A 24,726-nucleotide genomic window follows, 5' to 3' on the forward strand; every position below is an offset into this window, starting at 1 on the left:
TCCAGGCTGCGAGGGCGTTCGCCGCCGGTTCTTTTCGCCTGCTCAGATCTCGATCTCCGTGCCGACCTCGACCACCTGCCGGGTCGGCACGCCGAAGAAGGCGCCGGTGCGCTCGGCGTTGCGCTGCATGAAGGCGAACAGGTTTTCGCGCCACGGCGCCATGCCGAGATGGTCGTCCTTGGGGATGATCGTCTCGTGCCCGACGAACACGGTCATGTCGTCGACGACGTTCGCGGGCAGGTGGCGGGACGCGACCGCGCAGGCCAGCCCTTCCGGGATCGAGGCCTCCTCCATGAAGCCGTAGCGCAGGATCACCCGGTAGAAGTCCGGCGCCAGGATCGTCACGTGGGCGCGCTGCTCCACCGGGACCGTGGGAGTCTCCTCGTAGAGCGCGGTGATGATCAGGATGCGCTCCATCAGCGCGTGGTTGCGCTCGACGAAGCGCGACAGGTGGAGGGGGATCCCGTGCTCGGCCGCCGACAGGAAGGCCGCGGTGCCGGGCAGGCGCAGCAGGTCGCGGTGCTGGAGCCCGGCCAGGAACGCATCCTCCGGCAGGCGCAGCGCGACCCGGGCCTGCTCGACCAGCTCGTTGCCCTTCTTCCAGGTGAGCATCATCAGCGCGACGAAACCGGCGAGCACCAGGGGAAACCAGCCGCCCTCCAGGATCTTCACGCTGTTGGCCGCGAAGAACACGGCGTCGATGGCCAGGAAGACGCCGTTGACCGCGAAGACGAGGATCGGGTTGTAGCCCCACCGCAGCGCGATCAGCGCCGCGAGCAGCGTGGTGATGGCCATCAGCATCGAAACCGCGATGCCGTAGGCCCCGGCGAGCGCGTCGGAGGACCCGAACAGCACCACGGCCACCAGGGTCGCGGCGGCGAGTAGCCAGTTCACCATCGGGACGTAGATCTGGCCGCGCTCCTCCCGGGCGGTCTGGACGATGCGCATCGCCGGCAGGAAGCCGAGCTGTACCGATTGCTGGGTCAGGGAGAACACCCCGGAGATGATCGCCTGCGAGGCGATGATGGTGGCGAGCGTTGCCAGCGCGATCAGCGGGTAGTGGCCCCAATCCGGGCACAGGCGGAAGAACGGGTTCTCGATCGCGTCGGGCGCGGCGAGCAGCAGGGCGCCCTGCCCGAAATAGTTGAGCACCAGCGCCGGCAGGACCAGGACGAACCACGCGGCCCGGATCGGCATCGCGCCGAAATGGCCGAGATCGGCGTACATCGCCTCGCCGCCGGTGACCGCCAGGAAGGCCGCGCCCAGCATCGCGAAGCTCACGTGCCAGCCGGCATGCAGCATGAAATCGACGGCGCGCAGCGGGTTCAGCGCCGACAGGATCTCGGGCTTGCCCAGGATGCCGACGATCCCGAGGGCCGCCAGCACCACGAACCAGACCAGCATCACCGGGCCGAACACCCGGCCGATCACCGCGACGCCCTTGTGCTGGACGGCAAACAGCACGACCAGGATCGCGATCGTGATCGGCACGACGAAGTGCCCGAGCGACGGCGCGTCGACCTTCAGCCCCTCGATCGCCGAGAGCACCGAGATCGCCGGGGTGATCGCGCCGTCGCCGTAGAGCAGCGCGGCACCGATCAGCCCGACCACCAGCAGCACGGCCTTCAACGTTCCGGGCTGCGCCTGCCGGGCGCCGAGCAGCGCCAGCATGGCCACGATGCCGCCCTCGCCCTTGTTGTCGGCGCGCAGGATCAGCACCGCGTATTTCAGCGACACGATCAGGATCAGCGACCACAGGATCAGCGACACCGCGCCCGTCGCGGCGGCCGGGACCGTAGCGCCCCCGGCGGTGGCCGCCTTCACGGCCTCCTTGAAGGCGTAGAGCGGGCTGGTGCCGATATCCCCGTAGACGACGCCGAGCGCGCCGAAGACGAGGGCGGGCTTGAGCCGGCTTTTCTGGGAGGCATCGTTGTCGTCGCCCGCGCGGGTTCGCGCATCCGGAGCCGCCGCGGGTGCAAGGGACTGACTCAACGCACGTCTCCCGCGGGCTCAAACGCGCCGGCCCTGGCGGCACAGGTAGAGCGCTGTCCGTCCGAGTGGAAGCGGTCGCGTTCGGATGGGCTCCCGGTCAAAGGGCTCGCCATGGGTCGAACGATCACCGGGAAGCCGTATCGCGTCTCCAACGGCGTGGTCGTCGCCGGCGAAGGGACCACGCCGCTTTTCCCGGACGGTCGGACCGTCAGCGGACTGCGACCCGGGAACGGGACGGCGCGCAACAGGCGCTTTCCGGCCCGTACCCGGTCACACCCGATCGGCCAGGGCGTCCGGGCACGGCTCGCCCCGCCGCAGGCCGAACACCGGCACGCCGGCATGCCGGGCGATCGACGCGGCGACGGTGGAGAGCGGCGCGGGCGCGCCCTCGCTTTCGCTGATGGCGACGGCCAGCAGCGGCACGCGGTTCAGCCGCAGGGTCTCGCAGGCGGTGAGCGCGTGGCTGATCGCCCCGAGATAGCTGCCGGAGACGAGCAGCGCCGGCACGGCCAGCTCCCGCAGCCAGTCGAGGCCGGTCGCGGCCCCGGTGACCGGGCTCATCAGCCCGCCGACCCCTTCGATCAGCAGCGTGCCCTCGGTGCGGGCGATCTGCGCCCGGCACCAGGCGACGAGCTCGGGCAGGTCCAGCGCCCGGCCCTCCAGGGCGGCCGCCTGATCGGGCGCAAGCGGGGCCGAGAACCGCCAGGGTGAGCAGGCCTCAACGGTCTCGGCTTCGACAGCGAGGCCCTGCGCGTCGAGGAGGTGCGCCGTGTCGCTCTCCGCGAAGGCCGGATCGCTCAACGGCGGCACGCCGCTCGCCAGGGGCTTCAGGGTCCGGACCTGCCGGCCCTGCGCCCGCAGGCGCCGGGTCAGCGCCGCGGTGACGTAGGTCTTGCCGATCTCGGTGCCGGCGCCGGCGACGAAGACCGTGCGGGCGGCCATGATGCCGGCCGCCTCAGGCCTGGAACGTGCCGTGGCAGTGCTTGTACTTCTTGCCCGAACCGCACGGGCACGGCTCGTTGCGCCCGACCCGGCCCCAGGTGGCGGAATCGTTCGGGTCGCGCTCGAGCACCGCGCCATCCACCGAGAGGCCCTGGGCCGCGTAGCCGTAGGCGGGACCGCCGCCGCCGTCGCTGCCCGAGCCGCGCTCGCCGTAATCCATTTCGTTCTCGCCGGTCACCGGGTCGAGATGCTGGGCGAACATCGGCGGCAGCTCCGGCGTGCCGCCCGGGAAGCCCTGCTGCTGATCGGGCTGCTGGTGCACGATCTCGACGCGGGAGAGCTGCGCCGTCACCTGCTCGCGCAGGGACGTCACCAGGCTGTTGAAGAGGTCGAACGCCTCGGACTTGTACTCGTTGAGCGGGTCGCGCTGGGCGAAACCGCGCCAACCGATCACCTGCCTGAGGTGGTCGAGGGTCACAAGGTGCTCGCGCCAGAGGTGGTCCAGCGTCTGGAGCAGGACCTGCTTCTCGATGTAGGCGGTGATCTCGGTGCCGTTCTTCTCGGCCCGCTCGGCGTAGCCCGTCTCGGCGGCCTTGAGCAGGCGTTCGCGCATCTCCTCGTCCGCGATGCCCTCTTCCTTGGCCCAATCCTCCACCGGCGCGTCGAGGTTCAGCACGTCGCGGACCTGTTCGCGCAAGGCCGCGACGTCCCACTGCTCGGCGTAGGCGTTCTGCGGGATGTAGCGGGCGACGAAGTCGTCGATCACGCCCTCGCGCATCTCGTCGACGGTCTCGCGCACGCTCTCCTGGGCCATGAAGTCCCGGCGCTGCTCGAACACGACCTTGCGCTGGTCGTTCATGACGTTGTCGTATTTGAGCACGTTCTTGCGCATGTCGAAGTTGCGCGCCTCGACCTTCTGTTGCGCCTTCTCGATCGCCTTGTTGATCCAGGGGTGGATGATCGCTTCGCCCTGCTCCAGGCCGAGCTTCTGCAGCATCCCGTCCATGCGGTCGGAGCCGAAGATCCGCATCAGGTCGTCCTGAAGCGACAGGTAGAACTTCGAGCGGCCCGGATCGCCCTGGCGGCCGGAGCGGCCGCGGAGCTGGTTGTCGATGCGCCGGGATTCGTGGCGCTCGGTGCCGATGATGTAGAGGCCGCCCGGCAGGGCCTTCTTGCGGCCGGCCTCGGGGTCGGCCGGCTCGCCGGAGGCCAGGACCTTGGCGCGGTTGTCGGCGATCTCCGCCTTGATGGCGTCGATGGCGGCGTCGCGCTCCGGACCGTCGGCGAGCTGACCGAGCTCCTTCTCGATGCGCATCTCGAGGTTGCCGCCGAGTTTGATGTCGGTGCCGCGGCCGGCCATGTTGGTGGCGATGGTGATCGCGCCGGGCACACCGGCCTCGGCGACGATGTAGGCCTCCTGCTCGTGGAAGCGGGCGTTCAGCACGGCGAAGCGCTTGGTGACCCGGCCCTCGCGGGCGGCCTTGTAGACGTCGGTGAGCGCGTTCGGATCGGAATAGTCGAGCAGGGTGTAGCCGGCCTTCTTCAGCATCTCGGCCAGGTGCTCGGACTTCTCGATCGAGCCGGTGCCGACCAGGATCGGCTGGTGGCGGCTATGCGCCTTGTCGATCTCCGCGATGATGCCTTCGTACTTCTCGCCCACCGTGCGGTAGACCTCGTCGTCCTCGTCGACGCGCTCGACCTCCTTGTTGGTCGGGATGTCGACCACGTCGAGCTTGTAGATCTCGGCGAACTCGTCCGCTTCCGTCGAGGCCGTACCGGTCATGCCGGCGAGCTTGCCGTAGAGGCGGAAGTAGTTCTGGAACGTGATCGAGGCCAGCGTCTGGTTCTCGGGCTGGATCGTCACGCGCTCCTTGGCCTCGAGGGCCTGGTGCAGTCCCTCCGAGTAGCGCCGCCCCTGCATCATGCGACCGGTGAACTCGTCGATGATCACCACCTCGTCGTTCTTGACGATGTAGTCCTTGTCCCGGGTGAACAGGGTGTTGGCGCGCAGGGCCTGGTTCACGTGGTGGACGAGGCTGACGTTGTGGGCGTCGTACAGGTCGCCGTCCTTGAGCAGGCCGACCTCGCGCAGGGTCTCCTCGACGAACTCGTTGCCGGCTTCCGTGAGCGAGACCGTGCGCTGCTTCTCGTCGAGGTCGTAATGCTCGCGCACCAGCCGGGGCATGATCGCGTCGACCGAGACGTACAGCTCGGAGCGGTCGTCCACCGGCCCGGAGATGATCAGCGGCGTCCGGGCCTCGTCGATCAGGATCGAATCGACCTCATCCACGATCGCGAAGTTGTGTCCCCGCTGGGCGAGCTGCGACAGCTCGTACTTCATGTTGTCGCGCAGGTAGTCGAAGCCGTACTCGTTGTTGGTGCCGTACGTGATGTCGCAGGCGTAGGCCGCCTTGCGCTGCTCGTCGTCGAGTCCGTGCACGATGGTTCCGACGGTGAGGCCGAGGAACCGGTAGAGCTGGCCCATCCACTCGGCATCGCGGGCGGCGAGGTAGTCGTTCACGGTGACGACGTGGACGCCCTTGCCCTCCAGGGCGTTCAGGTAGACCGGCAGGGTCGCCACCAGGGTCTTGCCCTCGCCGGTCTTCATCTCGGCGATGGCGCCCTCGTGCAGCACCATGCCGCCGATCAGCTGCACGTCGAAATGGCGCTGGCCGAAGACCCGCTTGGCCGCCTCGCGGACGGTGGCGAAGGCCGGGACCAGGATGTCGTCGAGGCTCTTGCCGGCGGCCAGCTCCGCCTTCAGCATGTCGGTCCGCGCCCGGAGCGCGTCGTCCGACAGGGCCTGGATCTCCGGTTCCAGCGCGTTGATCAGCGCCACCCGCGGGCGATAGCCCTTGACGCGGCGGTCGTTGGAGGAGCCGAAAATCTTCTTGGCGATCGAGCCGAGCATCGTTGACCTGCAGACGCGCGAGCCCGCCGACGGGTGAGCGTGGCGGGCCGGCCTTGGCGGAGTTGGCCGGGCTTATAGAGGTAAACATCCGCCGACGCACCTGAAAGAGGCAGGCTCCGATAGGCTCGGCGCCGGAAGGCCGAAACGGCAGCGCTTGCCTTCTCGCGCGACGCGCGCCACCTGTGCCGCGGCCCGCCGCCCGGCCTCGACAGGGGCGGCAACGAGACGTCAGCCGAGGACCACGCCAGCATGCCGAACACCGCCCTCCTCCGGCGCGCGAGCGCGCTCGCCCTCATGCTCGCGATACCGGGATCCGCGCTGGCCCAGGCGCCCCAGGCGGCCCCGTCCTCGACATCGACGCCCGCGGCCAACACGGCGACTGCGCCGAGCCCCGACACCGTGGTGGCGAGCGTCAACGGCAAGCCGATCACCCAGGGCGACCTCGCCATCGCGTCCGACGACCCGGCCCTGTCGCTCCCGGGGGTGGACGAGGCGCAGAAGAAGTCCCTCCTGGTGGATTACATGGTCGACCTGCGGGTCGGCGCACAGGCGGCCGAGGCCGCCAAGATCGGCGACACGCCGGAGTTCAAGCGCAAGCTTGCCTACTTCCGCGACAAGCTCCTGCTCGACGATTACCTGGAGCAGGAGGCCAAGCGGGCGGTGACCCCTGAGGCCGAGCACGCGATCTACGATCAGACCGTCAAGCTGATGAAGCCCGAGGAGGAGGTGCACGCGCGCCACATCCTGGTGGACAACGAGGGCGACGCGAAGAAGATCGCGGCCCGGATCAAGGGCGGCGAGGATTTCGCCAAGGTCGCGGCCGAGGCCTCGAAGGATCCCGGCTCCAAGGCGGAGGGCGGCGATCTCGGCTGGTTCACCAAGGAGCGGATGGTCCCGGACTTCGCCAACGCCGCCTTCGCGATGAAGCCCGGCCAGGTCTCCGATCCTGTGAAGAGCCAGTTCGGCTGGCATGTGATCAAGGTCGAGGAGAAGCGGACCAAGCCGCAGCCGACCTTCGACGAGCTGAAGGAACAGATCGACCAGCACATCGTCCGCAAGGCGCAGCAGGACATGATCCTGAAGCTGCGCGCCGAGGCCAAGATCGACCGGACCGACGCTGCGCCGGCCGCCGCGCAGCCGGCGCCGGATACGAAGAAGCCGTGAGCCGGTCGGGACGAAAGGTGTTCCCCATCCTCTCGTCAGGGAACGGGATCGGATAACAAATCGTGGCCTTCCGGGGCGCCGCAGGCGAACCCGGAGGCCAGATCCACCGACAGCGCTAGGCCGGATCGGTCTGCGTCTCTGGATCCCGAGCTCCGCTTCGCGGCCCCGGGATGACCAGGAGGGTGGTCGAACGACTAGCGAACGCTCACGCCTTCAGACGGTCAGTCCTTCCGCGCCCGGATGCCTCAATACGGCCGGTCGGGATGCAGGTAGGCGGAGTGGGTGGGCGCCACCGGTACGGTCACCCCGAGCGCGGCGAGTTCGGCCGTGCGGCGGCCTTCGGCGATCCGGTCGAGCACCGCGATCAGCAGCCAGGGACACGCGATCCCGATGAAGAAGGCCATGTGATCCTCCAACGCCGGATCTGCGAGGCGTCCAGCTTTGGAGGATGATAGGCCGGTCCGGGCCGTCCGCAAGCGTTGCGCGGACGCTTTCGCGTCAGAGCCAGCCCTGAAGCTCGCGGCGCACGACGTGCTCGATGACCTTCATGCCCAGGTCGGAATCGTTCAGGCACGGGATGTAGGCGAAGCGCTCGCCGCCGTTGCCCTCGAAATAGTGGCGGTTCTCGCCGTCGAGCTCCTCCAGCGTCTCCAGGCAATCGGCCGTGAAGCCCGGGGCGACGATGGCCATGCGCTTCACGCCGGATTTCGCCAGCTCCGTGACGGTCTCGTCGGTGTAGGGTTTGAGCCATTCCTCGTTGCCGAAGCGCGACTGGAACGTCACCCGCATGCGCTCGGGCGACATCCCCAGGGCCTCCCGGATCAGGCGCCCGGTCTTGTGGCACTGGCAATGGTAGGGGTCGCCCTTAAGCAGGTAGCTGCGCGGCACGCCGTGGAACGAGGTCAGGATCACCTCGGGCTCGAAATCGAGCTTTGCCAAGCCCTCGCGGATCGAATCGGCCATCGCGGCGATGTAGACCGGATCGTCGTGATAGGGCGGCGACACCCGTACGGTCGGCTGCCAGCGCATGTCCATCAGGGCGCGGAACGCCTGATCGCAGGCGGTGGCCGAGGTCGCGGCGGCATATTGCGGATAGAGCGGAACCAGCAGGATCCGGTCGCAGCCCTGGTCGAGCAGCGCCTGGAGCCGGTCGGCGACCTCCGGCTTGCCGTAGCGCATCGCCCAGTCGACCACGACGGAATCCCCCATCGCGGCCTGCAGGCGCTCGCTCTGGCCCCGGGTGGTGGTCTTGAGCGGGCCCTCGTTGCGGGTGTTGTTCCAGACGCTGGCGTAGTCGCGGCCCTTCGGCCCCGGTCGCTTGGTCAGGATGATCAGGTTGAGCAGCGGCCACCAGATCAGCCGCGGCACCTCGATCACCCGCCGGTCCGACAGGAACTCCTTGAGGTAGCGCCGCATCGGCCAGTAGCTGGTGCCCTCGGGGGTGCCGAGGTTCATCAGCAAGACGCCGACGCGGCCCCAGGCGACCTTCGGATGGTCGGCCGGCATGCCGCCCGCAGCGGGGACCATTGTGGAGAGGGGCCGGCCTTCCGCCAGCGCGGCGGGTTCGACGCGTTCGTTCATGGCAGCGTTCCGGCGCCGCGCGCCGAGTCCTTCTTCTGGCTTCAGATACCCGGCAGCCGGCGCACGCGCTTGGGCCGGAGGCTTCCCGGTGTCAGAGGCTTCCCGGTATGCGCTGCAATCCCATGTAGGGTGCCGCGCCGCCCAGCGAAGGCCGGCTGCGACATGCTGCACCGGACGTGCCATGCATGATCGACCGTTCCTCCCTAGCCACCGCCGTCCCGGCCCGCAACCGCGAGACCCGATGTCCGACACCCCCGTGGCCGCCGCACTGGCGGCTTTCCGCGCCTCCGGGTCGCCGTGGCTGGCGCTGCCGTTCTTCGTCGGCGACGCGGCCGACGCCGTCGCGGCCCGGGTCGATGCCCGGATCGCCGCGGGCGCGCGGGTTCTGCCGGCGCCGGCCGACATCTTCCGGGCGCTCGCCGAGACGCCGCTGCCGGCGGTCCGCGCCGTCATCCTCGGGCAGGATCCCTACCCGACGCCGGGCGACGCCAACGGCCTTGCCTTCTCGTATGTCGGATCCGGCCGCGTCCCGGCCTCGCTGCGGGTGATCCTGGCCGAGGCCGGCTCGGAACGGTCCGCCGGCGGCGACCTGACGGCCTGGGCCCGGCAGGGCGTGCTGCTCCTCAACAGCGCGCTCACCGTCGAGGCCGGCAAGGCCGGCGCGCATCTGCGCTATGGCTGGTCGGCGTTGACCGACGAGGCCGTCGCGGCGGTCTCGGCGCGTCCGGAACCGGCGGTTTTCCTGCTGTGGGGCGCTCAGGCCCGCGCCCGGGTGCCGCTGATCGATGCGGCGCGCCACGGCGTGTTCGAGAGCGGGCACCCCTCGCCGCTCAACCGCGCCCGGGATTTCCCGGGCTCGGACCCGTTCGGCCGCGCCAACGGCTGGCTCGGTGAGCGCGGGGTGGCGTCGATCGACTGGCGCCTCGGCTGACCGGTTATTGCGCCGGCTTTGCGGGCTCTGCCGGCTCTACGGGCTCCGCCGGAGCCGGCGCGTCGGCGGCTTGGCCGGCCGGCAGCAGGACGTTCTTGGTGATGGAGCCCTCGGGCCCGTACTCGCCGGCCACCGCGATGCAGGCCTGATCCCGGTTCTGGGCCATCTGGTTCGACATCAGCGTGAACATGGTCTGGACGCGGTTCCCGAACGGGCCGCGCGGCTGGACGTCGTCCACCCGCACGTTCTGCTTCGCCAGCAGGCCCTCGAAGGCCGCGTTGCCGATGCGGTAGCCGCAGACGTTCGAGGCGGCGAAGATGTAGGCGGCGAATTCGAGCGCGCGCGGCGACGGGGCGTTCCGGATCTGCGCCTGCGCCGGCAAGGCGGCGAGCGTCGCGGCGGCGAGCGTCAGGGAGAGGGCTGTGGCGTTGGGGGCGACCCGGCGCGTGGGGCGGTTCATGGGACGGTGTTCCTCGGTCCGGGGCGACCTCTTCCGGGCCGCCCGCGTAGAGCCGGACATAGGCCGGACCGGGCACATCGCCAATGCGACCGAATTCGCATGCAAATTGCGGTCGGCCGTTCATCAACGATTCGGCATAGGCGCAGTCGCAGGGGTCCGCGGACCGGAAAACAGCCCAGTGTTCCGATGATCTGCGTTCGTGAGACAGAGTGTTAACCGGCTCGCGTCACGCCAAGGTCCACCGTTTAACCAGATCCAGGCGGTTCGCAGCGTATGTTTGGCGTGAACTCCACTGTCGCAGACATCTCCGTCCCGACGCCGGTTCCCAATCCGGTCACCCGTGATCCGGGCCGGCGCCTCCGCTCCGGCGGCGCTTCCGGGGATCGGCATCCGCACCACGCGCAGACCGCCCCGGCGATCTGCGCCAACCGGGTCGCGCATTGGGCTTACGGCGAAGGCCTCCGGGCCGGCGCGACCGTCGCGCTCCTCGTCCGCGACCTCGGCCAGGCGGAGGCGATGCGGCTCGGCCTGGCCCGGCTCGGGATCCGGGTCGTCGCCATCGACGGCAGCCGGCGCGGCGAGGCCCTCGCCGACAGCCTAGCCCTCTCGGCCGCGACGCTGGTAATCGCCGATACGGTCCTGGCCGAGGCCTATGCCGGCGTGATGGGCCGCCTCGCCTCCTATCCGTCCGTGTGGTGGAACGGTCCCGGCGCCGACTTCGCCAGCCTGGATCTCGCCCTGGCCGAGCAGGATTGAGGGGCGATTGGCTTCGGCGCCGTGAGGCATCTGCTGCGGATCGGTGATACGCGCATCACAGATCCGATCGAAGCGCTCACGCATGACGGCGACCGAGGCCACGAAGCCCGGTGATTCGAGCAACGCCCTCCGGCGAGATCTCCTGAGCGTCCGCGACGACGTTGGCTCCGCGGCTCGCGAACATCGGCAGGCCGGGTTTCCCATCTGCTCCGTCGAGGACGATACGCCCGAAGACTTGCTCGTGAAGGAATACCCGGACGGACGGCCGCAACGGGTCCGGTTCGATGTCGCAGGCGACCAAGTCATCCGCGATCTATGACACCGCAGCGCCGGGGTTTTGCCGGGCCGACTGCTGCTGGCAAATCAATCCCGGCCCGCCGTTATGCAGTTGGACCAATCGCGGCCGTAAATCCGGACGCCTTCGCGTTGCTGCCGGTGCGAGCCGCCTCGCCATCGAGCATGGCCGGGCTTTGCGAGACGGGCGGCAGACTTTCGGCCTCGCAACGACCTCGGCCGGTCGACGCCAGCGCGCTTCCCCGGCCGAGACCCGCGCACCGGGCTTCCAGATCAACCTCGTCTTCGTCGGGATCGCGCGCCTCCTCCAATCGCGGACCCGCGGGGCCGAGCGCGTGAAGCGCGGCGGCCATCCTGTTCGGCCGGCCGACCTCGAGCGGCGTTGGGCCCGCAACTCGGAACATCTGCTGGACGCTCGGCGGGTCGCCCACCGTGTCTCGGTCTTCGACACTTGAGCGCTCGCCGCCGAAGTGGAGGCCGGTTCGGCGTTAGCGAGCACGTCGAATTAAGGGCTTAGCGCTGTTTCCGATCGCAACGTGATCGGAAAAAGCTCGAGCGGCAAGCGAAGCAAACTGATCTTGAGCCGCGAAAATGATGATACGAAGCTGGCCAACCGCATCTTGCCGCTCTGGGCCATGACCGCCATCCCCGTCACCATGGGACACGTTGCCGGCGAGGAAACGCTCACAGACGATCGTGGCCATGCAGATCGCAACCGGATCCCAGGGGGCATCGGCCCCAGGCAACGATGACCCGCATCGGCCGCGGGAGCACATGTGCGCCCCTTCGCGCGACTCAGCTCAAGTGAGGATCCCGGAATGTCCGCAGCCCTGACCGCCCAAGCACCCGCAGACGCCCCCGTCCTGCTGCGCCACGATGCCGACGGCGTCGCCACCCTCACGCTGAACCGTCCCCAGGCGCGCAACGCCCTGTCGATGGCCCTGATGGGCGCCCTTCAAGCGCAACTCGACGCGATCCGGGAGGATGCCGGGGTGCGCGTGGTGATCCTGCGCGGCGCCGGCCCGGCCTTCTGCGCCGGCCACGACCTCAAGGAGATGCGCGCCGATCCTTCGCGAGCGGCGACCGAGGCGGTGTTCCGCACCTGCGCCCGCCTGATGCTGAGCCTCACGCGCCTGCCGCAGCCGGTGATCGCCCAGGTCCACGGCATCGCGACCGCAGCCGGCTGCCAGCTCGTCGCCACCTGCGACCTCGCGATCTGCGCCGAGGAGGCCCGGTTCGCCACGCCGGGCGTGCAGATCGGCTTGTTCTGCTCGACCCCGATGGTCGCCGTGTCGCGGGCGGTGTCGCGCAAGGCCGCCCTCGAGATGCTGCTGGTCGGCGAGCCGATCGACGCGCAGGAGGCGCACAGAATCGGCCTCGTCAACCGCGCCGTGCCGGCCGCGGATCTGGAAGACGCGGTGGCCGCCATGGCCCGGAAGATCGCCGGGAAGGCCCGGCGGGTTCTGGCGGTCGGCAAGGAGGCGTTCGGCCGCCAGATCGAGATGGGCCTGGAAGAGGCCTACGGCTACACCGCCGAGGTCATGACCCGGAACATGATGATGGCCGACGCCCAGGAAGGCATCGACGCGTTCCTGACCAAGCGGACGCCGCGCTGGGAGCCGTGAGCCCGGCGCGATACGACGCAGGCCCGGTGCCTCACGACGCGTAGGCTCGAGCTCCGCCCTGCCCTAGGATCGGGGCACACCCTGTCCTGCCGGTCTCGGCACGTCCTCGCGGAACGGCTGATGAGCACCCTCGACCTGTTCGGACTGACGCTCGCCTTCGTCGGTGCGATGCCGCCGCCCCGGCCGCCGCGTCCGCGGCCCGACCGCGCGACCTGGGCCGCGGCCCTGCTGTTCGGCGGCGTCTGCCTGGGCACCGTCGGGCCGATGATCACGATCTGGAGCTTCCACCGGCCCTATGCCGAGGCCAAGGCGCGGTGCATCGCGGATGGTGGCCGGATCCTGTACGCGGCGCTGGACGGCAGCGGCCCCTACCGCTGTGCCCGCCCGCTCGGTTCCGCCGATGGCGGCGCGCAGCCACCCCTGCGGGCGTATTAAATCCGCTCGCCCACGTTTCCTTCGGTTATATCCGGCGGCGTCTGACACGAACCGGATGCCGAGACCTTGGAAGACGCGCTGTATCGATGGCTGCAGTCCACCGCCCTGTTGCGGGCGGATGTCGCGGCGCTCATCGGCATTGCCCTGGCGCTCGGCGTCACCCTGCACGCCCTGCTGCGCAAGCGCCGGGTCAGCGTCGCGGTCGGGTGGATCGGGCTGGCCTGGCTCTCGCCGATTTTCGGCACCGCCCTCTACCTGACCTTCGGCATCAACCGCGTCTCCCGGCGGGCCCGGAAGCTGCGCACCAAGCCCACCGACGCGACGCAGCTCCCCGACACCGATGATGCCGTGGTGCCAGAGACGCTCTGGCCCCTCGACCGGGCGATCCGGCGCATCACCGGCCTGCCGGCCTTCTCGGGCAACCACGTCGAGATGTTCCGCAACGGCGACGCCGGATACCCGGCCATGCTGGCGGAGATCCGCGCGGCGAAGGCCAGCATCGGGTTGTCGAGCTACATCTTCCGCGACGATCCCGTCGGCCGGGAATTCTGCACGGCGCTGGCGGAGGCGCAGGCCCGCGGCGTCAAGGTCCGGGTGATCATCGACGGGATCGGCGGCGGCTACTTCCGGGCACCGGTCTATCATCGCCTGACCAGCCTCGGGGTGCCGGCGGCCCTGTTCATGCACTCCGCCCTGCCCTGGCGGATGCCGTTCCTCAACCTGCGCTCGCACAAGAAGCTGCTGATCATCGACGGGCGCATCGCCTTCACGGGCGGGCTGAACATCTCACAGCCCAACCGCGTGGCGCTGAAGCCGGAGCACCCGATCCGCGACACGCATTACCGGCTCCGGGGGCCGGTGGTCGAGCAACTCGCCGTGGCGTTCGCGGCCGACTGGGCCTTCGTGGACGGCGAGATCCTCGATTCCGAGCCGTGGGTCGCCGACCTCGCGCCGGTCGGGACCAGCGTCGCCCGGGTCGTCACCTCGGGGCCGGATGCCGACGTCGAGAAGATCGAGCAGGTGATCCTCCAGGCGCTGTCCTGCGCCCGCCGGACCGTCCGGTTCGTCACCCCGTACTTCCTGCCCGACGAGCTGGTGACCGGCGCCCTCGCCCAGGCGGCGACCCGGGGCATCACCGTGGACCTGATCATCCCGCGGGTGAGCGACCATCCGTTCATCGACTGGGCGACCCAGGCGCATCTCGATCCGCTGCTCCGGGCCGGCGTGCGGGTCTGGCTCGACGAGCCGCCGTTCGATCACTCCAAGGTGATGGTCGTTGACGACGTCTGGTGCTTCATCGGAAGCGCCAACTGGGACATGCGCAGCTTCCGTCTCAATTTCGAGCTGAACGTCGAGATCATCGATGCCGACCTCGCGGCCCGGCTTGATACCTTCATGCGCGGCAAGATGGAGACGCGGCTCAGCCGTGAGGTTCTCGCCGCCCGCGCCCTGCCGATCCGTCTGCGCGACGCAGGCGTGCGACTGCTGCTGCCATACCTTTGAGGCGCGCGGGGGCGTGCGCCTCCGGCGCCGGCCCGAGATGGACCACGATCGGCTTATGGTCCGAGGGCCCGCGCGGCAGCACCGCGTGCTCGTGGCAGATCAGGCCGCGGGCCAGGCAGCGGTCGAGCCGCAGCGGCAGCACGTCGACCATCGCGTGGGTCGGTCTCCGCGGGCCGACGTCGCGAAAGCCCGGGATCAGCGCCGGGCCGACGATGTTGTAGTCGCCGAGCACCGCGGCCCGCGGCGGCAATTCGCCGACGATCCGGCGCAGCTGGCGGCGGTTGAGCATCTGCCCGTGCGACAGGTGGACGTTGGCCACACCGAACTCGCCGAGATCGAGCACCTGGCAGACCCGGTGCACCAGGGCGCCGGCCGGGAGCTCGATCACCCGGGGCGGCGTCGCGAACGGCTTCGGGCTCCACATGGCGAGCCCGTGGATCCGCCCCGGCAGCGGCGCCCAGGCGTAGTGACCGCCGATCCGGTCGCGCAGGAAGCCGATCGCCCGGGTCGCCTCCTGCATCAGCAGCAAGTCCGGCTTCTCCTGGGCGACCAGGGCGGCCACGTCGTCCACCGCGGCGCCGGTGCGCCGGAGCAGGTTCCAGCTCACGATCTTGAACGGCCGGCGGCTGCGCTCGGCCGGCCGGATCGGGAGGGCCGGGGCGAGGCCGGAGCGGTCCGGATGGGCGAAGCTGTTCATCGGGCCGGACTCGTACCTCACCGGCGGGCTCCGTCGCCACCGCCGCGCTTCAACGCGCCGGGGGCTTAGGCGTTCGCTCCGGTGCGAGGCCAATCGGCTTTTGCCACGGGCGGCTGCGCGGTTTCCCCACCGTCGGCACGCATGGCGTCCTGCCGGTCGGCAGCGTGGATCGGCCGAGTGATGGCCGACGCTTCCATTGTGCGCCATTGACTCGCGCAATCGTGAGGTGCGTCTTCCTGAGGCGTACGCCCAGCCGGCGTACCGGTATGGGTGGCGTCGGCACCTTGATTTTCGAGGCGGGCGGCTGATGTCGCTTGCGGTGCAGCATCGTTCCTGCGCGGCCGTTCGCGAGAGCGGCACGCCGATCGCTGCTGTCGGCGACAGGCTGGCGGACCGAACGGTCCAGTGACGCCGGTCCTGCGCCAAGGGGGGACATTCATGACCACGACGACGATCGACAAGACCAATACCCAGTCGTACCCGATGGCGGGTCAATGCCCGTTCGGAGGCGACCGCGTCGGCGGGGCCTTCGGCAGCCGTCCCGCCCTGGAGAACTGGTATCCGCACCGGCTCAGGGTCGAGCTCCTGCACCAGAACGGGCTGGCGGCCGATCCGCTGGGCCCGGATTTCGACTACGCCGGCGCCTTCCGGACGATCGACCTGGACGCTCTCAAGAACGACATCAAGCAGTTCCTGACGTCGTCGGTGGCCTGGTGGCCGTCCGATTACGGCAATTACGGCCCGCAGATGATCCGCATGGCCTGGCACTCGGCCGGAACCTACCGCATCGCGGACGGGCGGGGCGGAGCCGGCACCGGGATGCAGCGCTTCGCGCCGATCTCGAGTTGGTGGGACAACGGCAATACCGACAAGTCGCGTCGCCTCCTGCAGCCGCTCAAGCACAAGTACGGCAACGCCCTGTCCTGGGCCGACTTGATGGTGCTCACCGGCAATTGCGCCCTGGAGATCATGGGCCTGCCGACCTACGGCTTTGCCGGCGGACGTCTCGACGCCTGGGAGGCGGACGACGCCACCTACTGGGGTCCCGAGGTGGTCGAGATGGGCTCGGTGTCGAGCTTCGACGAGATGGTCAACCGCGATCAGCGCTGGCGCGGCAAGAACGGCGACGCCGACTACGACCTGGAGAACCCACTCGCCGCCTCGCACCAGGCGCTGATCTACGTCAACCCCGAGGGGCCCTACGCGAACGGGGATCCGCAGGGCTCGGCCAACGATATCCGGGTGACGTTCACCCGCATGGCCATGAACGACGAGGAGACCGTGGCGCTGATCGCCGGCGGCCATGCCTTCGGCAAGAGCCACGGCATGACCCCCGCCAAGGAGATCGGGCCGCCGCCGGAGATGGCGCCGATGGAGGCGATGGGGCTCGGCTGGCACAACCCGAACGGCACGGGGGCCGGCAAGGACACGATGACCAACGGCATCGAGGGCAGCTGGACCCCCGACCCGACCCAGTGGGACAACGCCTACCTGGAGAACCTCTTCAAGTTCGACTGGGAGCAGACCAAGAGCCCGGCCGGCGCCCTGCAATGGACCCCGAAGGACCCGAATGCACCCAAAACCCCCGACGCCCATGTCGCGGGGCAGATGCACCCGCTCATGATGATGACCTCCGACATCGCCCTCAAGGTCGATCCGGAGTACCGCAAGGTCTGCGAGAAGTTCCTCAACGACTTCGACGCCTTCACGCAGGCCTTCTCGAAGGCGTGGTACAAGCTCACCCACCGCGACATGGGCCCCAAGCACCGCTACCTCGGCCCGGAGGTGACGATCGAGGACGGCCTGCTGTGGCAGGATCCGATTCCCGATGCCGCCTACGCCCCGGTGGGGGAAGCCGAGATCGCCGCCCTGAAGCAAGCGATCCTGGCCACGGGCGTCTCGGTCTCTGACTTGGCCTTCACCGCCTTCTCGGCGGCCTCGACCTACCGCGACAGCGACAAGCGCGGCGGCGCCAACGGCGGCCGTCTCGCCCTCGCCCCGCAGAAGGACTGGGCCGTCAATCGCCGGGCCGCACCCGTGGTCGAGGCGCTGCGCGGTGTCATGGCCACGTTCAACGGCGGGCGCGGAGACGGCAAGCAGGTTTCGCTGGCCGACCTCATCGTGCTCGCCGGCTGTACCGCCGTCGAGAAGGCTGCCCGGGATGCGGGCGTCGAGACGCGCGTGCCGTTCACGCCCGGCCGGGTCGACACCACGCAGGACCTCACCGACATCGAGATGTTCGAGTGGCTGAGGCCCCTCGTCGACGGCTTCCGCAACTACGTCGACGGCGGGTTCAGGGACATGGCACCGCGCCTGTCGCCGGAGGAGATGTTCCTCGATAAGGCCAACCTGCTGACGCTGACCGCCCCGGAATGGGTGGTGCTGACGGGCGGCCTACGGGCCCTCAACGCCAACCACGACGGATCGAACCAGGGCATCTTCACCGATCGGGTGGGCGTGCTGACGACGGACTTCTTCCGGACCCTGACCGACACGAACCTTGTCTGGGAGAAGGTCGATTCGGACGGGACGTCCTTCGTCCTCAAGGACCGCGAGACCGGGCAGGCCCGGTTCGAGGCGACGCGCAACGACCTCGTCTTCGGGGCGAACGCGCAACTGCGCAACATCGCCGACGCCTATGCCGGCCGCGACGGTCAGCAGCGGTTCGTGGCGGACTTCGTGCGGGTCTGGGACAAGGTGATGATGCTCGATCGCTACGACGTGAAGGGCCACCGCCGTTACGGGCCCATGGCGGCCTGAACGACGCGGCGCAACACGCCGTGCCCCCGTCGCACCACCGGGTGTGACGGGGGCATCGCCAAACGGGTGACGGCAAAGCCGGTGTCACGGCACCGTTGCGTCGTCGGTGCGATCGGACGGACGTGACACGCCCGGATCATGGTCTCAGGCGAGGATCGGAACAGTCAGCGGGGCGGATCCGGGGACGCCGCCGCCGTTTCTGGATCGGCGGACGAAAGGACGGGTCTTCGCGCCGGCCTCGAAGGGACGCCCTGCTTGCGACACTTTCGCGCTCCGCGGACTGCACACACGCATTTGAGTTGCCCCACCGAGGGCCGAATGATCAACCTCCGCCGTTGCACGGGTCGGATAGTGACGGATCGGGCCGCGTGAGTGCAGACGACACGACGGCTGAGCCGGGTCTGCCGCACTTCTTCCTGACGACCTCGGGCTTGCCGCCCGGGGAGGCCTTCGAGCGATGGCGCACCCTCCTGGCGCCGATGTACGCGGTCAGTCCGACGACGCCCTCGGCCCCACTGCCGTTCGGCAGCAACATCGCGTACCCGATCGATGACCTCGTCGCGCATCGCACGCTGCTCTCGACCCAGCGGCTCCAGCGGGACCGCCGACGCGTAGAGGCCGGTCCCGACCACTACATCGTCCAGCTCTACCGATCCGGCCGTTTCCAGGGCACTGTCGGTGGCAAGCCGGTCTCGGCCTCGCCCGGCACCGTGACCCTCATCGGCCGCCGTCATCTGCTCGACGGGATGCTCGACCGAGCCGATGCGATCGGCATCGCCGTACCCTGCAACCGCCTCCACGGGCTGCCGCTCGAGGAGCACGGCCTGCTCTTCGATGCGACCCGCAACCGGTTGCTGGCCGCGCGCATCTCGGACATCTACCGCCGATTGCCGACCACGCGCGCCGACGAGGCCCCGGCTCTCGCCCATGAGTTCGTGACCTTCCTGCACCGCCTTCTTGATCGCTCGCAGGCCGCGGACGTGCTGGAAGGTCGCGAGCTCAATGGCGCCCTGCTCGCGCTCGCCAGGGTCATCGTGCAGGAAAACCTGTCGCGGCCGACGCTGTCGCCCGAGTTCATCGCCGGGCAGATGCAGGTCTCGCGGTCCACGCTCTACCGGCTGTTCGAGCCGGAGGGCGGCGTGATGCATTTCGTGCAGGGCGAGCGCCTGCGGGCGGTGCGCGACGCCCTCGCCGATCCGATGGAGCGGCGCACCATCAGCCGGTTGGCCGAGGTGTTCGCGTTCAACACCATCTCGCAGCTCAGCCGCAGCTTCCGCAACCGCTACGGCGCCCCACCGCAGGCTTGGCGTGGCGAGCGCCGGGTGGCCCAACGGATCGGCGGCCAGGGGACGGAGCAACACGTCTGGAAGTGGCTGCGCGAAACGTGATGCCCGCACCGGCGGCGTGCCGGATAGACCGACGCCGTGAGACGGCGGCCGCTTGGCGCACCCAATGATTCGGGCCGACCGGTCGGCGCCGGCGGAAGCCCCGGCCGATGTCCGGCACAGGCATTCCTTGCCCGGAAGCACCCGGTCAGGAATGTACCCCGCTGAGAGATCACGTTTGCCGGGCCGAGCGTGCCCAGCCCGTCAGGACGGTCACCGGCCTTTCGTGCCTGTGCAGCAATCGGAGCGCCACGCTTGAGGCCGCACGCCCCGGCGGCCTAAGACCCCCGCTCACCGATTGCGCCTCGGAGACCGATGTCGGGCTTCAGCTTCATCCACGCGGCGGACCTGCATCTCGGCAGCCCGCTCTCAGGCCTCGCGACCCGGGACGCGGAGCTCGCCCGGCGTCTCGCCACGGCCGGGCGGCAGGCTTTCGAGGATCTGGTGACGCAGGCGATCGAGCGGCGGGTCGCCTTCGTGGTGGTCGCCGGGGATATCTACGATGGCGACTGGGCCGACAACACGATCGGGCTGTTCTTCGCCCGGCAGGTGGCGCGCCTCGACCGGGCCGGCATCCCGACCCTCCTGGTCCGCGGCAACCACGACGCCGAAAGCGTGATCACCCGCTCGATCACCCTGCCGCCCTCGGTGCACGTGTTCCCGGCGGCCCGAGCCGAGACCCTGCGTCTCGAGGCCGTGCGGGTCGCCGTGCATGGCCGCAGCTTCCAGGCCCGGGCCGTGGAGGAGAACCTGTCGCTCACCTACCCGGCCGCCCTGCCCGGCTGGTTCAACCTCGGGATCCTCCACACTTCCTGCACCGGCCACGCCGCCCACGAGACCTACGCGCCCTGCTCGATCGCCGACCTGGCCGGGCGGGGCTACGAGTACTGGGCGCTCGGCCACATCCACGAGTACGCCGAGCTGTCCCGGGATCCCTGGATCGTGTTCCCCGGCAATATCCAAGGCCGTAGCGTGCGCGAATGCGGCGCGAAGGGCGCGGTCCTGGTCGAGGTCGCGGACGGGCGGGTCACCGGCCTCAGCCGCCTCCCCCTCGACCGGGCGCGCTTCGAGCAGGTCACCGTCGACCTGGGCGCGGCCGCCGACACGAGCGCGGCGCTGGACCTCGTCGAGGCCGCCCTGCGGCCCCTGGCGGAGGTGGCGGCGCGGCGCCTCGTGCTGGTGCGGGTCCACCTCACCGGCACGACGCCGGCCCACGACGCGCTGTCGGCCGACCGCGAGGGCGTCACCGCCGAGATCCAGGCCGCCGCCCACCGGCTGCACGAGGACATCTGGCTGGAGCGCCTGAAGATCGAGACCCGCCGGCCGCGCGCTCCCGTGGACGCCTCCGGGGCGGCGATCGACCCGGCGGCTTTGCTGGCGGACCTCGACCGCGACCCGGATTTCCGCACCCGCGCCAAGGCCGCCCTCGCCGAGATCGGCGCGCGGATGCCCGCCACCGCGGCGGCCGAAGCCGACCTGGAGGCCGAGTTCGACGCGCTCTGCGCCGAGGCGGAGGCGCTGATCCTGGGCCGCCTCGGCGGCCGGCATTGCTGAGGCGCGCACCATGCGGCTGATCCGCCTCGCCCTGGAGCGCTACGGCGCCTTCACCGACCGGACCGTGAGTTTCCGGCCCGACGCCCGCCTGCACGTGGTGCTGGGCGCCAACGAGGCCGGCAAGAGCACGGCACTCGCGGCGGTGACCGACCTCCTGTTCGGCTTCGAGAAAACCACCCGGTACGCCTTCCTGCACGACATGCCGCTGCTGCGCCTCGGCGCCGAGGTCGAGGCCGCGGACGGGCGCCGCCTGGCGTTCCGCCGCCGCAAGGGCAACACCCGCACCTTGATCGACGCCGACGAGGCGCCGCTGGCGGACGACGCCCTGGCGTCGTTCCTCGGCGGCATCTCCCGCACGGTGTTCTGCCGCGCGTTCGGGTTGGATGCCGGAAGCCTCCGGGCGGGCGGGCGCGAGATGGTGGATGTCGAAGGCGAGGTCGGCGCCAGCCTGTTCGCGGCGGGCTCGGGCCTGCGCGGCCTCACCGAGCTGCAATCCGCCCTGGACGCCGAGGCCGAGGGCATCTTCGCACCCCGGCAGGCCAAGCACCGGACCTTCTACCAGGCACTGGAGCGTCACGAGACCGCCCGCAAGGCGATCCGCGAGAAGGGCCTGCGGTCCGGGGACTGGCGCGCGCTCAACGACGAGATCGTCACCGCCGCCGAGAAGCTCGATGGGCTCCGGGCCGAGACGCAACGCATCGCGACCGAGCGCGCCCGGCTGGAGCGGCTCAAGCGCGCCCGGCCGATCGTCGCCGAGATCGATGTGCTGGATCACCGGATCGCCGCCGATTCCGGCCTCGCCGAGGCGGATGCCGCTTGGATCGAGCGCCTGGGCGCCGCCCTCGAAAGCTGCCGCAAAGCCGAGGCCGAGGCGGCCCGGACCGACGCCGCCCTCACCCGGGCACGCGGCGAGGCCGAGTCCGTGCCCGTAGAGGCGGCGCTGATCCTGCACACCGAAGAAATCCTGGCGGCGTTCAGCGGAACCAAGGAGTTCGAGAAGGGTGGCACAGACCTGCCCCGGATCGAGGGCGACGCCCACAAGGTGGGACTCGACTTGGAGCGCCTGCGCGCCCGGATCGGCGTCCCGGACCTCGCTTCCCTGGAGGCCGGCCAGCCCACCGACGCCGCCCGCGCCCGGGTCGAGCGCCTGATCCGCGACGGCCGGACGCTGGCCGCCGCCGAGGAGCAGATCGCCCGCGACGGCGCCGCCGCCCGGGCCGAGCGCGACCGGCTGGCCCGGGAGGTCGAGGCGGCCGGCGCCACCCACGATCCGACGCCGCTGCGCGAGGACCTGAAGCCACTCGCGAAGCTGCACGAGCGCATCGCCGCCCACGAGGCCCTGGAGACCGCGATCCGGCGGGAAGCGGCGCTCTTGCGCAACCAGGCCGGCCGGTTGTCGCCGCCGGTGGCCGACACCGCCGTTCTGGCCCGCCTGCCCCTGCCCGCCGCCGACACGGTGGCACGCTATCGCACCCTGCTCGACGGCAAGCGGCGCGAGCACGAGCGTGCTGCAGACCGCCGTGACGCGGCGCACAGCCAAGCTGCCTCCACCCGTGACCGCCTGCGCGAGCGCGAGGCCGGCCGGCCGATCGCCACCCAAGAGCGGCTCGACGCCGCCCGTACGGCCCGCGATGCCGCCTTCGCGCTCCTGCGCGACGCCCTCGCGGCCGGGCGCACCGCCGGGCCCGGTGCGATCGCGGTCTACGAGCGCGCCCTGTTCGAGGCAGACCGCCTGGCCGACGCGCGCGCCGCCGACGCCGCCCGGGTCGCGGCCCACGCCGCCGACCTTGACCGGCTGGCCGCCGAGGACGCGGCCTGCGCGGCGGCGGATCGGGTGCTCGCCGGGATCGTCCAGGACGTCGCCGAGGGCGAGGCCGCCTGGCGCGAAGCGTGGCGGCCTGCCGGCCTCGTTCCCGGCCCGCCGGCCGAGATGGCGGCCTGGCTCACGGAGACCGAGAACCTGATCGAGGCCGAGCAGCGCCTGGCCGAGCAGCGGATCGAGCGGGACCGCCTAGCGGCCCGGATCGAGGCTGCCCGGGTGCCGCTCGCCGGCCTGTTCGCCCGGGCCGGCCTCGATCCAGCCCCCGATCTCGAGGTCGGGCAGGCGCTCGAGCGGGTGGAGACGCGGGTCGCCACCCTGGCGAGCCGGTGGGAGGCCAATCTTCAGACCGCCGGCCTCCTCCGCGCGGCTGCGGCGACCGCCCAGAGGCTCGATGCGGCCCTGGCCGAGACCGAGGCCCGCCGGGCCGCCTGGCAGGCCGAGTGGGCGGAGGCTCTGCGCCCCCTCGGTCTCGCCGCGGGCGCCCGTCCCGAGGAGGCCGAGAGCGCCCTGGAGGCGTGGCGCGCCGTTCCGGATCGCCTCACGGCCCGCGCCGACCTGCAGCGCCGGGCGACGGGCCTGCGGCGCGATCGGGAGGCGTTCCGGGTCACGGCCGCGTCCTTGATCGACGCCTTGGCCCCCGACCTCGCCGGCACGTCGCCGACCGCAGCCGTCCGCACGCTGCATGACCGCCTGGTCGCCACCCAGGCCCGGGCGGCCCGCCGTGCCGAGCTGGACCGGCGCCTAGCGGATTCGGAGGAGGCGGCACAGGCCGCAGCCGGGCTGCACGCCGCCGCCCGGGCCGAGCTGACCCGGCAGATTGCGCAGACCATGCCGGACCTCGCCGCCGCGCCCATCGCGGGGATCGAGGTGGTGTTCGGGCGGCTGAACACCCGGGAGTCGCTCCGGGCCGAGCGCCTGCGCCTGCGTGGCAGCCTCGCGGGCGCCGCCGACGGTTTGCCGGAAGCCGAGATCCGCGCCGGCCTCGACGCCTTGCCCCCGGAGGCGGTCGAGGCGGAACTCGCCCGCCTCGCCATGGAGGCCGAGGAGCAGGCGGAGCGCGGCCAGGTCATCTACGCCGACCGCGACCGCGCCGAGCGGCGCCGGGCGGAGCTGGAGGGCGGCAGCGGCGCCGAACTGGCCGCCGCCGAGCGCAAGGCCGCCGAGGCGGATCTGCAGGCGGCGTCCCGCTCCTGGGCGGTGCTGCGGCTCGCCGGCCTGATGCTCGGCCAAGCGGTGGCCCGGCACCGGGCCGGCCAGCAGGACCCCCTGGTGGCGCGGGCCGGAGCCCTGTTCCGCGCCCTCACCGGCGGTGGCTTCGCGGGGCTGGCCCAGACCTACGACGAGGCCGACACCCCGAAGCTCGCCGGACAGCGCGCGGGGGGCGGGCTGGTCGGGATCGAGGGGATGAGCGAGGGTACCCGCGACCAGCTCTACCTCGCCCTGCGCCTCGCCTACCTGGAGGATTACGCCGGGCGCGCCGAGCCGGCCCCCTTCATCGGCGACGATCTGTTCTCGACGTTTGACGAAGCGCGAACTGGATACGGCCTCGACGCGCTGGCCGAGATCGGTGCCAGCGTCCAGCCGATCCTGTTCACCCACCACCGTCACGTCGCCGAGATCGCCCAGGACCGGCTGGGGGACGCGGTGGATGTTTTGGAGTTGTAGGGGGCGGTTCCGACCGCGGAGCGCCGCCTCCCGTCATCTCTTGGGCGACAGCCGCCGCAACAGCGGTGGGATAGACCTGCCCGTCTTTCCAGGGCGCCGCAGGCGAGCCCCGAATCCAGAACCGCCAACGGTGCAAGTCCTTGAGCGGTCGGCGGTCATGGATCCCGGGCTCGCATGCGTGGCCCCGGGATGACGAGACGGGTGAGCGCGAGGTTCGCGAACCCTCGGCGGCCGCAGGAACAGCCTTTC

The 24,726-nt window shown here is 70.6% G+C and carries 20 protein-coding genes; 13 read left to right on the plus strand and 7 right to left on the minus strand.

Features of this window, described 5'->3' with window-relative positions; translation table 11 throughout:
• Positions 1-42: 42 nt before the first annotated feature.
• From AC0IY0_RS09485 to secA, 3 genes are all read right to left on the minus strand, one after another.
• Positions 43-1,992, minus strand: a complete 1,950-nt coding sequence (locus AC0IY0_RS09485; protein WP_471763673.1) for a potassium transporter Kup — start codon at positions 1,990-1,992, stop codon at positions 43-45.
• A gap of 270 nt (positions 1,993-2,262) precedes the next feature.
• Positions 2,263-2,934 carry a dethiobiotin synthase gene (bioD, locus tag AC0IY0_RS09490; RefSeq protein ID WP_471763674.1) on the minus strand — a complete coding sequence of 224 codons (672 nt, stop codon included), beginning with the start codon at positions 2,932-2,934 and terminating at the stop codon, positions 2,263-2,265.
• A gap of 13 nt (positions 2,935-2,947) precedes the next feature.
• Positions 2,948-5,845, minus strand: coding sequence for a preprotein translocase subunit SecA (gene secA / locus AC0IY0_RS09495; RefSeq protein ID WP_147905778.1), 2,898 nt, complete (start codon positions 5,843-5,845; stop codon positions 2,948-2,950).
• A 249-nt stretch (positions 5,846-6,094) separates the two neighbouring features.
• On the opposite strand from secA, the gene AC0IY0_RS09500 reads away from it, so the two are divergent.
• On the plus strand, positions 6,095-7,009 hold the full coding sequence (locus AC0IY0_RS09500; protein WP_147905777.1) for a peptidylprolyl isomerase: 915 nt from the start codon (positions 6,095-6,097) through the stop codon (positions 7,007-7,009).
• 245 nt (positions 7,010-7,254) lie between these two features.
• On the opposite strand, the gene AC0IY0_RS09505 is transcribed toward AC0IY0_RS09500, so the two are convergent.
• Positions 7,255-7,413 (minus strand): hypothetical protein, encoded by a 159-nt coding sequence (locus AC0IY0_RS09505; RefSeq protein WP_187193581.1) that lies wholly within the window; start codon positions 7,411-7,413, stop codon positions 7,255-7,257.
• Between the two features lie 94 nt (positions 7,414-7,507).
• Positions 7,508-8,590, minus strand: a complete 1,083-nt coding sequence (gene hemH / locus AC0IY0_RS09510; protein ID WP_147938107.1) for a ferrochelatase — start codon at positions 8,588-8,590, stop codon at positions 7,508-7,510.
• A gap of 241 nt (positions 8,591-8,831) precedes the next feature.
• Here hemH and AC0IY0_RS09515 point away from each other — a divergent pair, with 241 nt between their 5' ends.
• Entirely contained in the window at positions 8,832-9,521 is a 690-nt protein-coding gene (locus AC0IY0_RS09515) for a uracil-DNA glycosylase (RefSeq protein WP_147905775.1), read from the plus strand.
• Between the two features lie 4 nt (positions 9,522-9,525).
• On the opposite strand, the gene AC0IY0_RS09520 is transcribed toward AC0IY0_RS09515, so the two are convergent.
• The gene (locus tag AC0IY0_RS09520) at positions 9,526-9,981 is read right to left on the minus strand and encodes a hypothetical protein (RefSeq protein WP_471763675.1); all 456 of its coding nucleotides are present in this window, start codon (positions 9,979-9,981) and stop codon (positions 9,526-9,528) included.
• Between the two features lie 273 nt (positions 9,982-10,254).
• On the opposite strand from AC0IY0_RS09520, the gene AC0IY0_RS09525 reads away from it, so the two are divergent.
• The 7 genes from AC0IY0_RS09525 to AC0IY0_RS09555 all read left to right on the plus strand — a co-directional run bounded on the left by AC0IY0_RS09525 (position 10,255) and on the right by AC0IY0_RS09555 (position 14,594).
• Positions 10,255-10,737: an AMP-dependent synthetase gene (locus tag AC0IY0_RS09525; protein WP_147905773.1), complete on the plus strand. Its 483-nt coding sequence runs from the start codon at positions 10,255-10,257 to the stop codon at positions 10,735-10,737.
• Positions 10,738-10,819: 82 nt separating this feature from the next.
• Complete coding sequence (locus tag AC0IY0_RS09530) at positions 10,820-11,056, plus strand: hypothetical protein (RefSeq protein WP_471763676.1); 237 nt, start codon at positions 10,820-10,822, stop codon at positions 11,054-11,056.
• A complete protein-coding gene (locus tag AC0IY0_RS09535) occupies positions 11,022-11,486 on the plus strand; it encodes a hypothetical protein (protein WP_471763677.1) in 465 nt (154 codons plus the stop codon). The genes AC0IY0_RS09530 and AC0IY0_RS09535 overlap by 35 nt, the downstream gene beginning before the upstream one ends.
• Positions 11,487-11,567: 81 nt before the next feature.
• On the plus strand, positions 11,568-11,783 hold the full coding sequence (locus AC0IY0_RS09540; RefSeq protein ID WP_471763678.1) for a hypothetical protein: 216 nt from the start codon (positions 11,568-11,570) through the stop codon (positions 11,781-11,783).
• A 66-nt stretch (positions 11,784-11,849) separates the two neighbouring features.
• Positions 11,850-12,656 (plus strand): enoyl-CoA hydratase, encoded by an 807-nt coding sequence (locus tag AC0IY0_RS09545; protein ID WP_147938101.1) that lies wholly within the window; start codon positions 11,850-11,852, stop codon positions 12,654-12,656.
• A 120-nt stretch (positions 12,657-12,776) separates the two neighbouring features.
• Positions 12,777-13,091: a hypothetical protein gene (locus tag AC0IY0_RS09550; protein ID WP_471763679.1), complete on the plus strand. Its 315-nt coding sequence runs from the start codon at positions 12,777-12,779 to the stop codon at positions 13,089-13,091.
• A gap of 66 nt (positions 13,092-13,157) precedes the next feature.
• Entirely contained in the window at positions 13,158-14,594 is a 1,437-nt protein-coding gene (locus AC0IY0_RS09555) for a phospholipase D-like domain-containing protein (protein ID WP_471763680.1), read from the plus strand.
• On the opposite strand, the gene AC0IY0_RS09560 is transcribed toward AC0IY0_RS09555, so the two are convergent.
• The gene (locus tag AC0IY0_RS09560; RefSeq protein ID WP_246692489.1) at positions 14,512-15,291 is read right to left on the minus strand and encodes an endonuclease/exonuclease/phosphatase family protein; all 780 of its coding nucleotides are present in this window, start codon (positions 15,289-15,291) and stop codon (positions 14,512-14,514) included. The two genes, AC0IY0_RS09555 and AC0IY0_RS09560, sit on opposite strands and share 83 nt — an antisense overlap.
• A 438-nt stretch (positions 15,292-15,729) precedes the next feature.
• Here AC0IY0_RS09560 and katG point away from each other — a divergent pair, with 438 nt between their 5' ends.
• The 4 genes from katG (at position 15,730) to AC0IY0_RS09580 (ending at position 24,477) form a co-directional block, all read left to right on the plus strand.
• Positions 15,730-18,051: a catalase/peroxidase HPI gene (gene katG, locus AC0IY0_RS09565; protein WP_147938098.1), complete on the plus strand. Its 2,322-nt coding sequence runs from the start codon at positions 15,730-15,732 to the stop codon at positions 18,049-18,051.
• A 368-nt stretch (positions 18,052-18,419) separates the two neighbouring features.
• Entirely contained in the window at positions 18,420-19,439 is a 1,020-nt protein-coding gene (locus AC0IY0_RS09570; RefSeq protein WP_471763681.1) for a helix-turn-helix domain-containing protein, read from the plus strand.
• A gap of 312 nt (positions 19,440-19,751) precedes the next feature.
• Positions 19,752-20,990: a metallophosphoesterase family protein gene (locus AC0IY0_RS09575; RefSeq protein WP_147905764.1), complete on the plus strand. Its 1,239-nt coding sequence runs from the start codon at positions 19,752-19,754 to the stop codon at positions 20,988-20,990.
• Between the two features lie 10 nt (positions 20,991-21,000).
• Entirely contained in the window at positions 21,001-24,477 is a 3,477-nt protein-coding gene (locus AC0IY0_RS09580; RefSeq protein WP_471763682.1) for an ATP-binding protein, read from the plus strand.
• Positions 24,478-24,726 lie beyond the last annotated feature (249 nt).

The sequence above is a fragment of the Methylobacterium sp. AC315 genome (genome assembly GCF_979253755.1).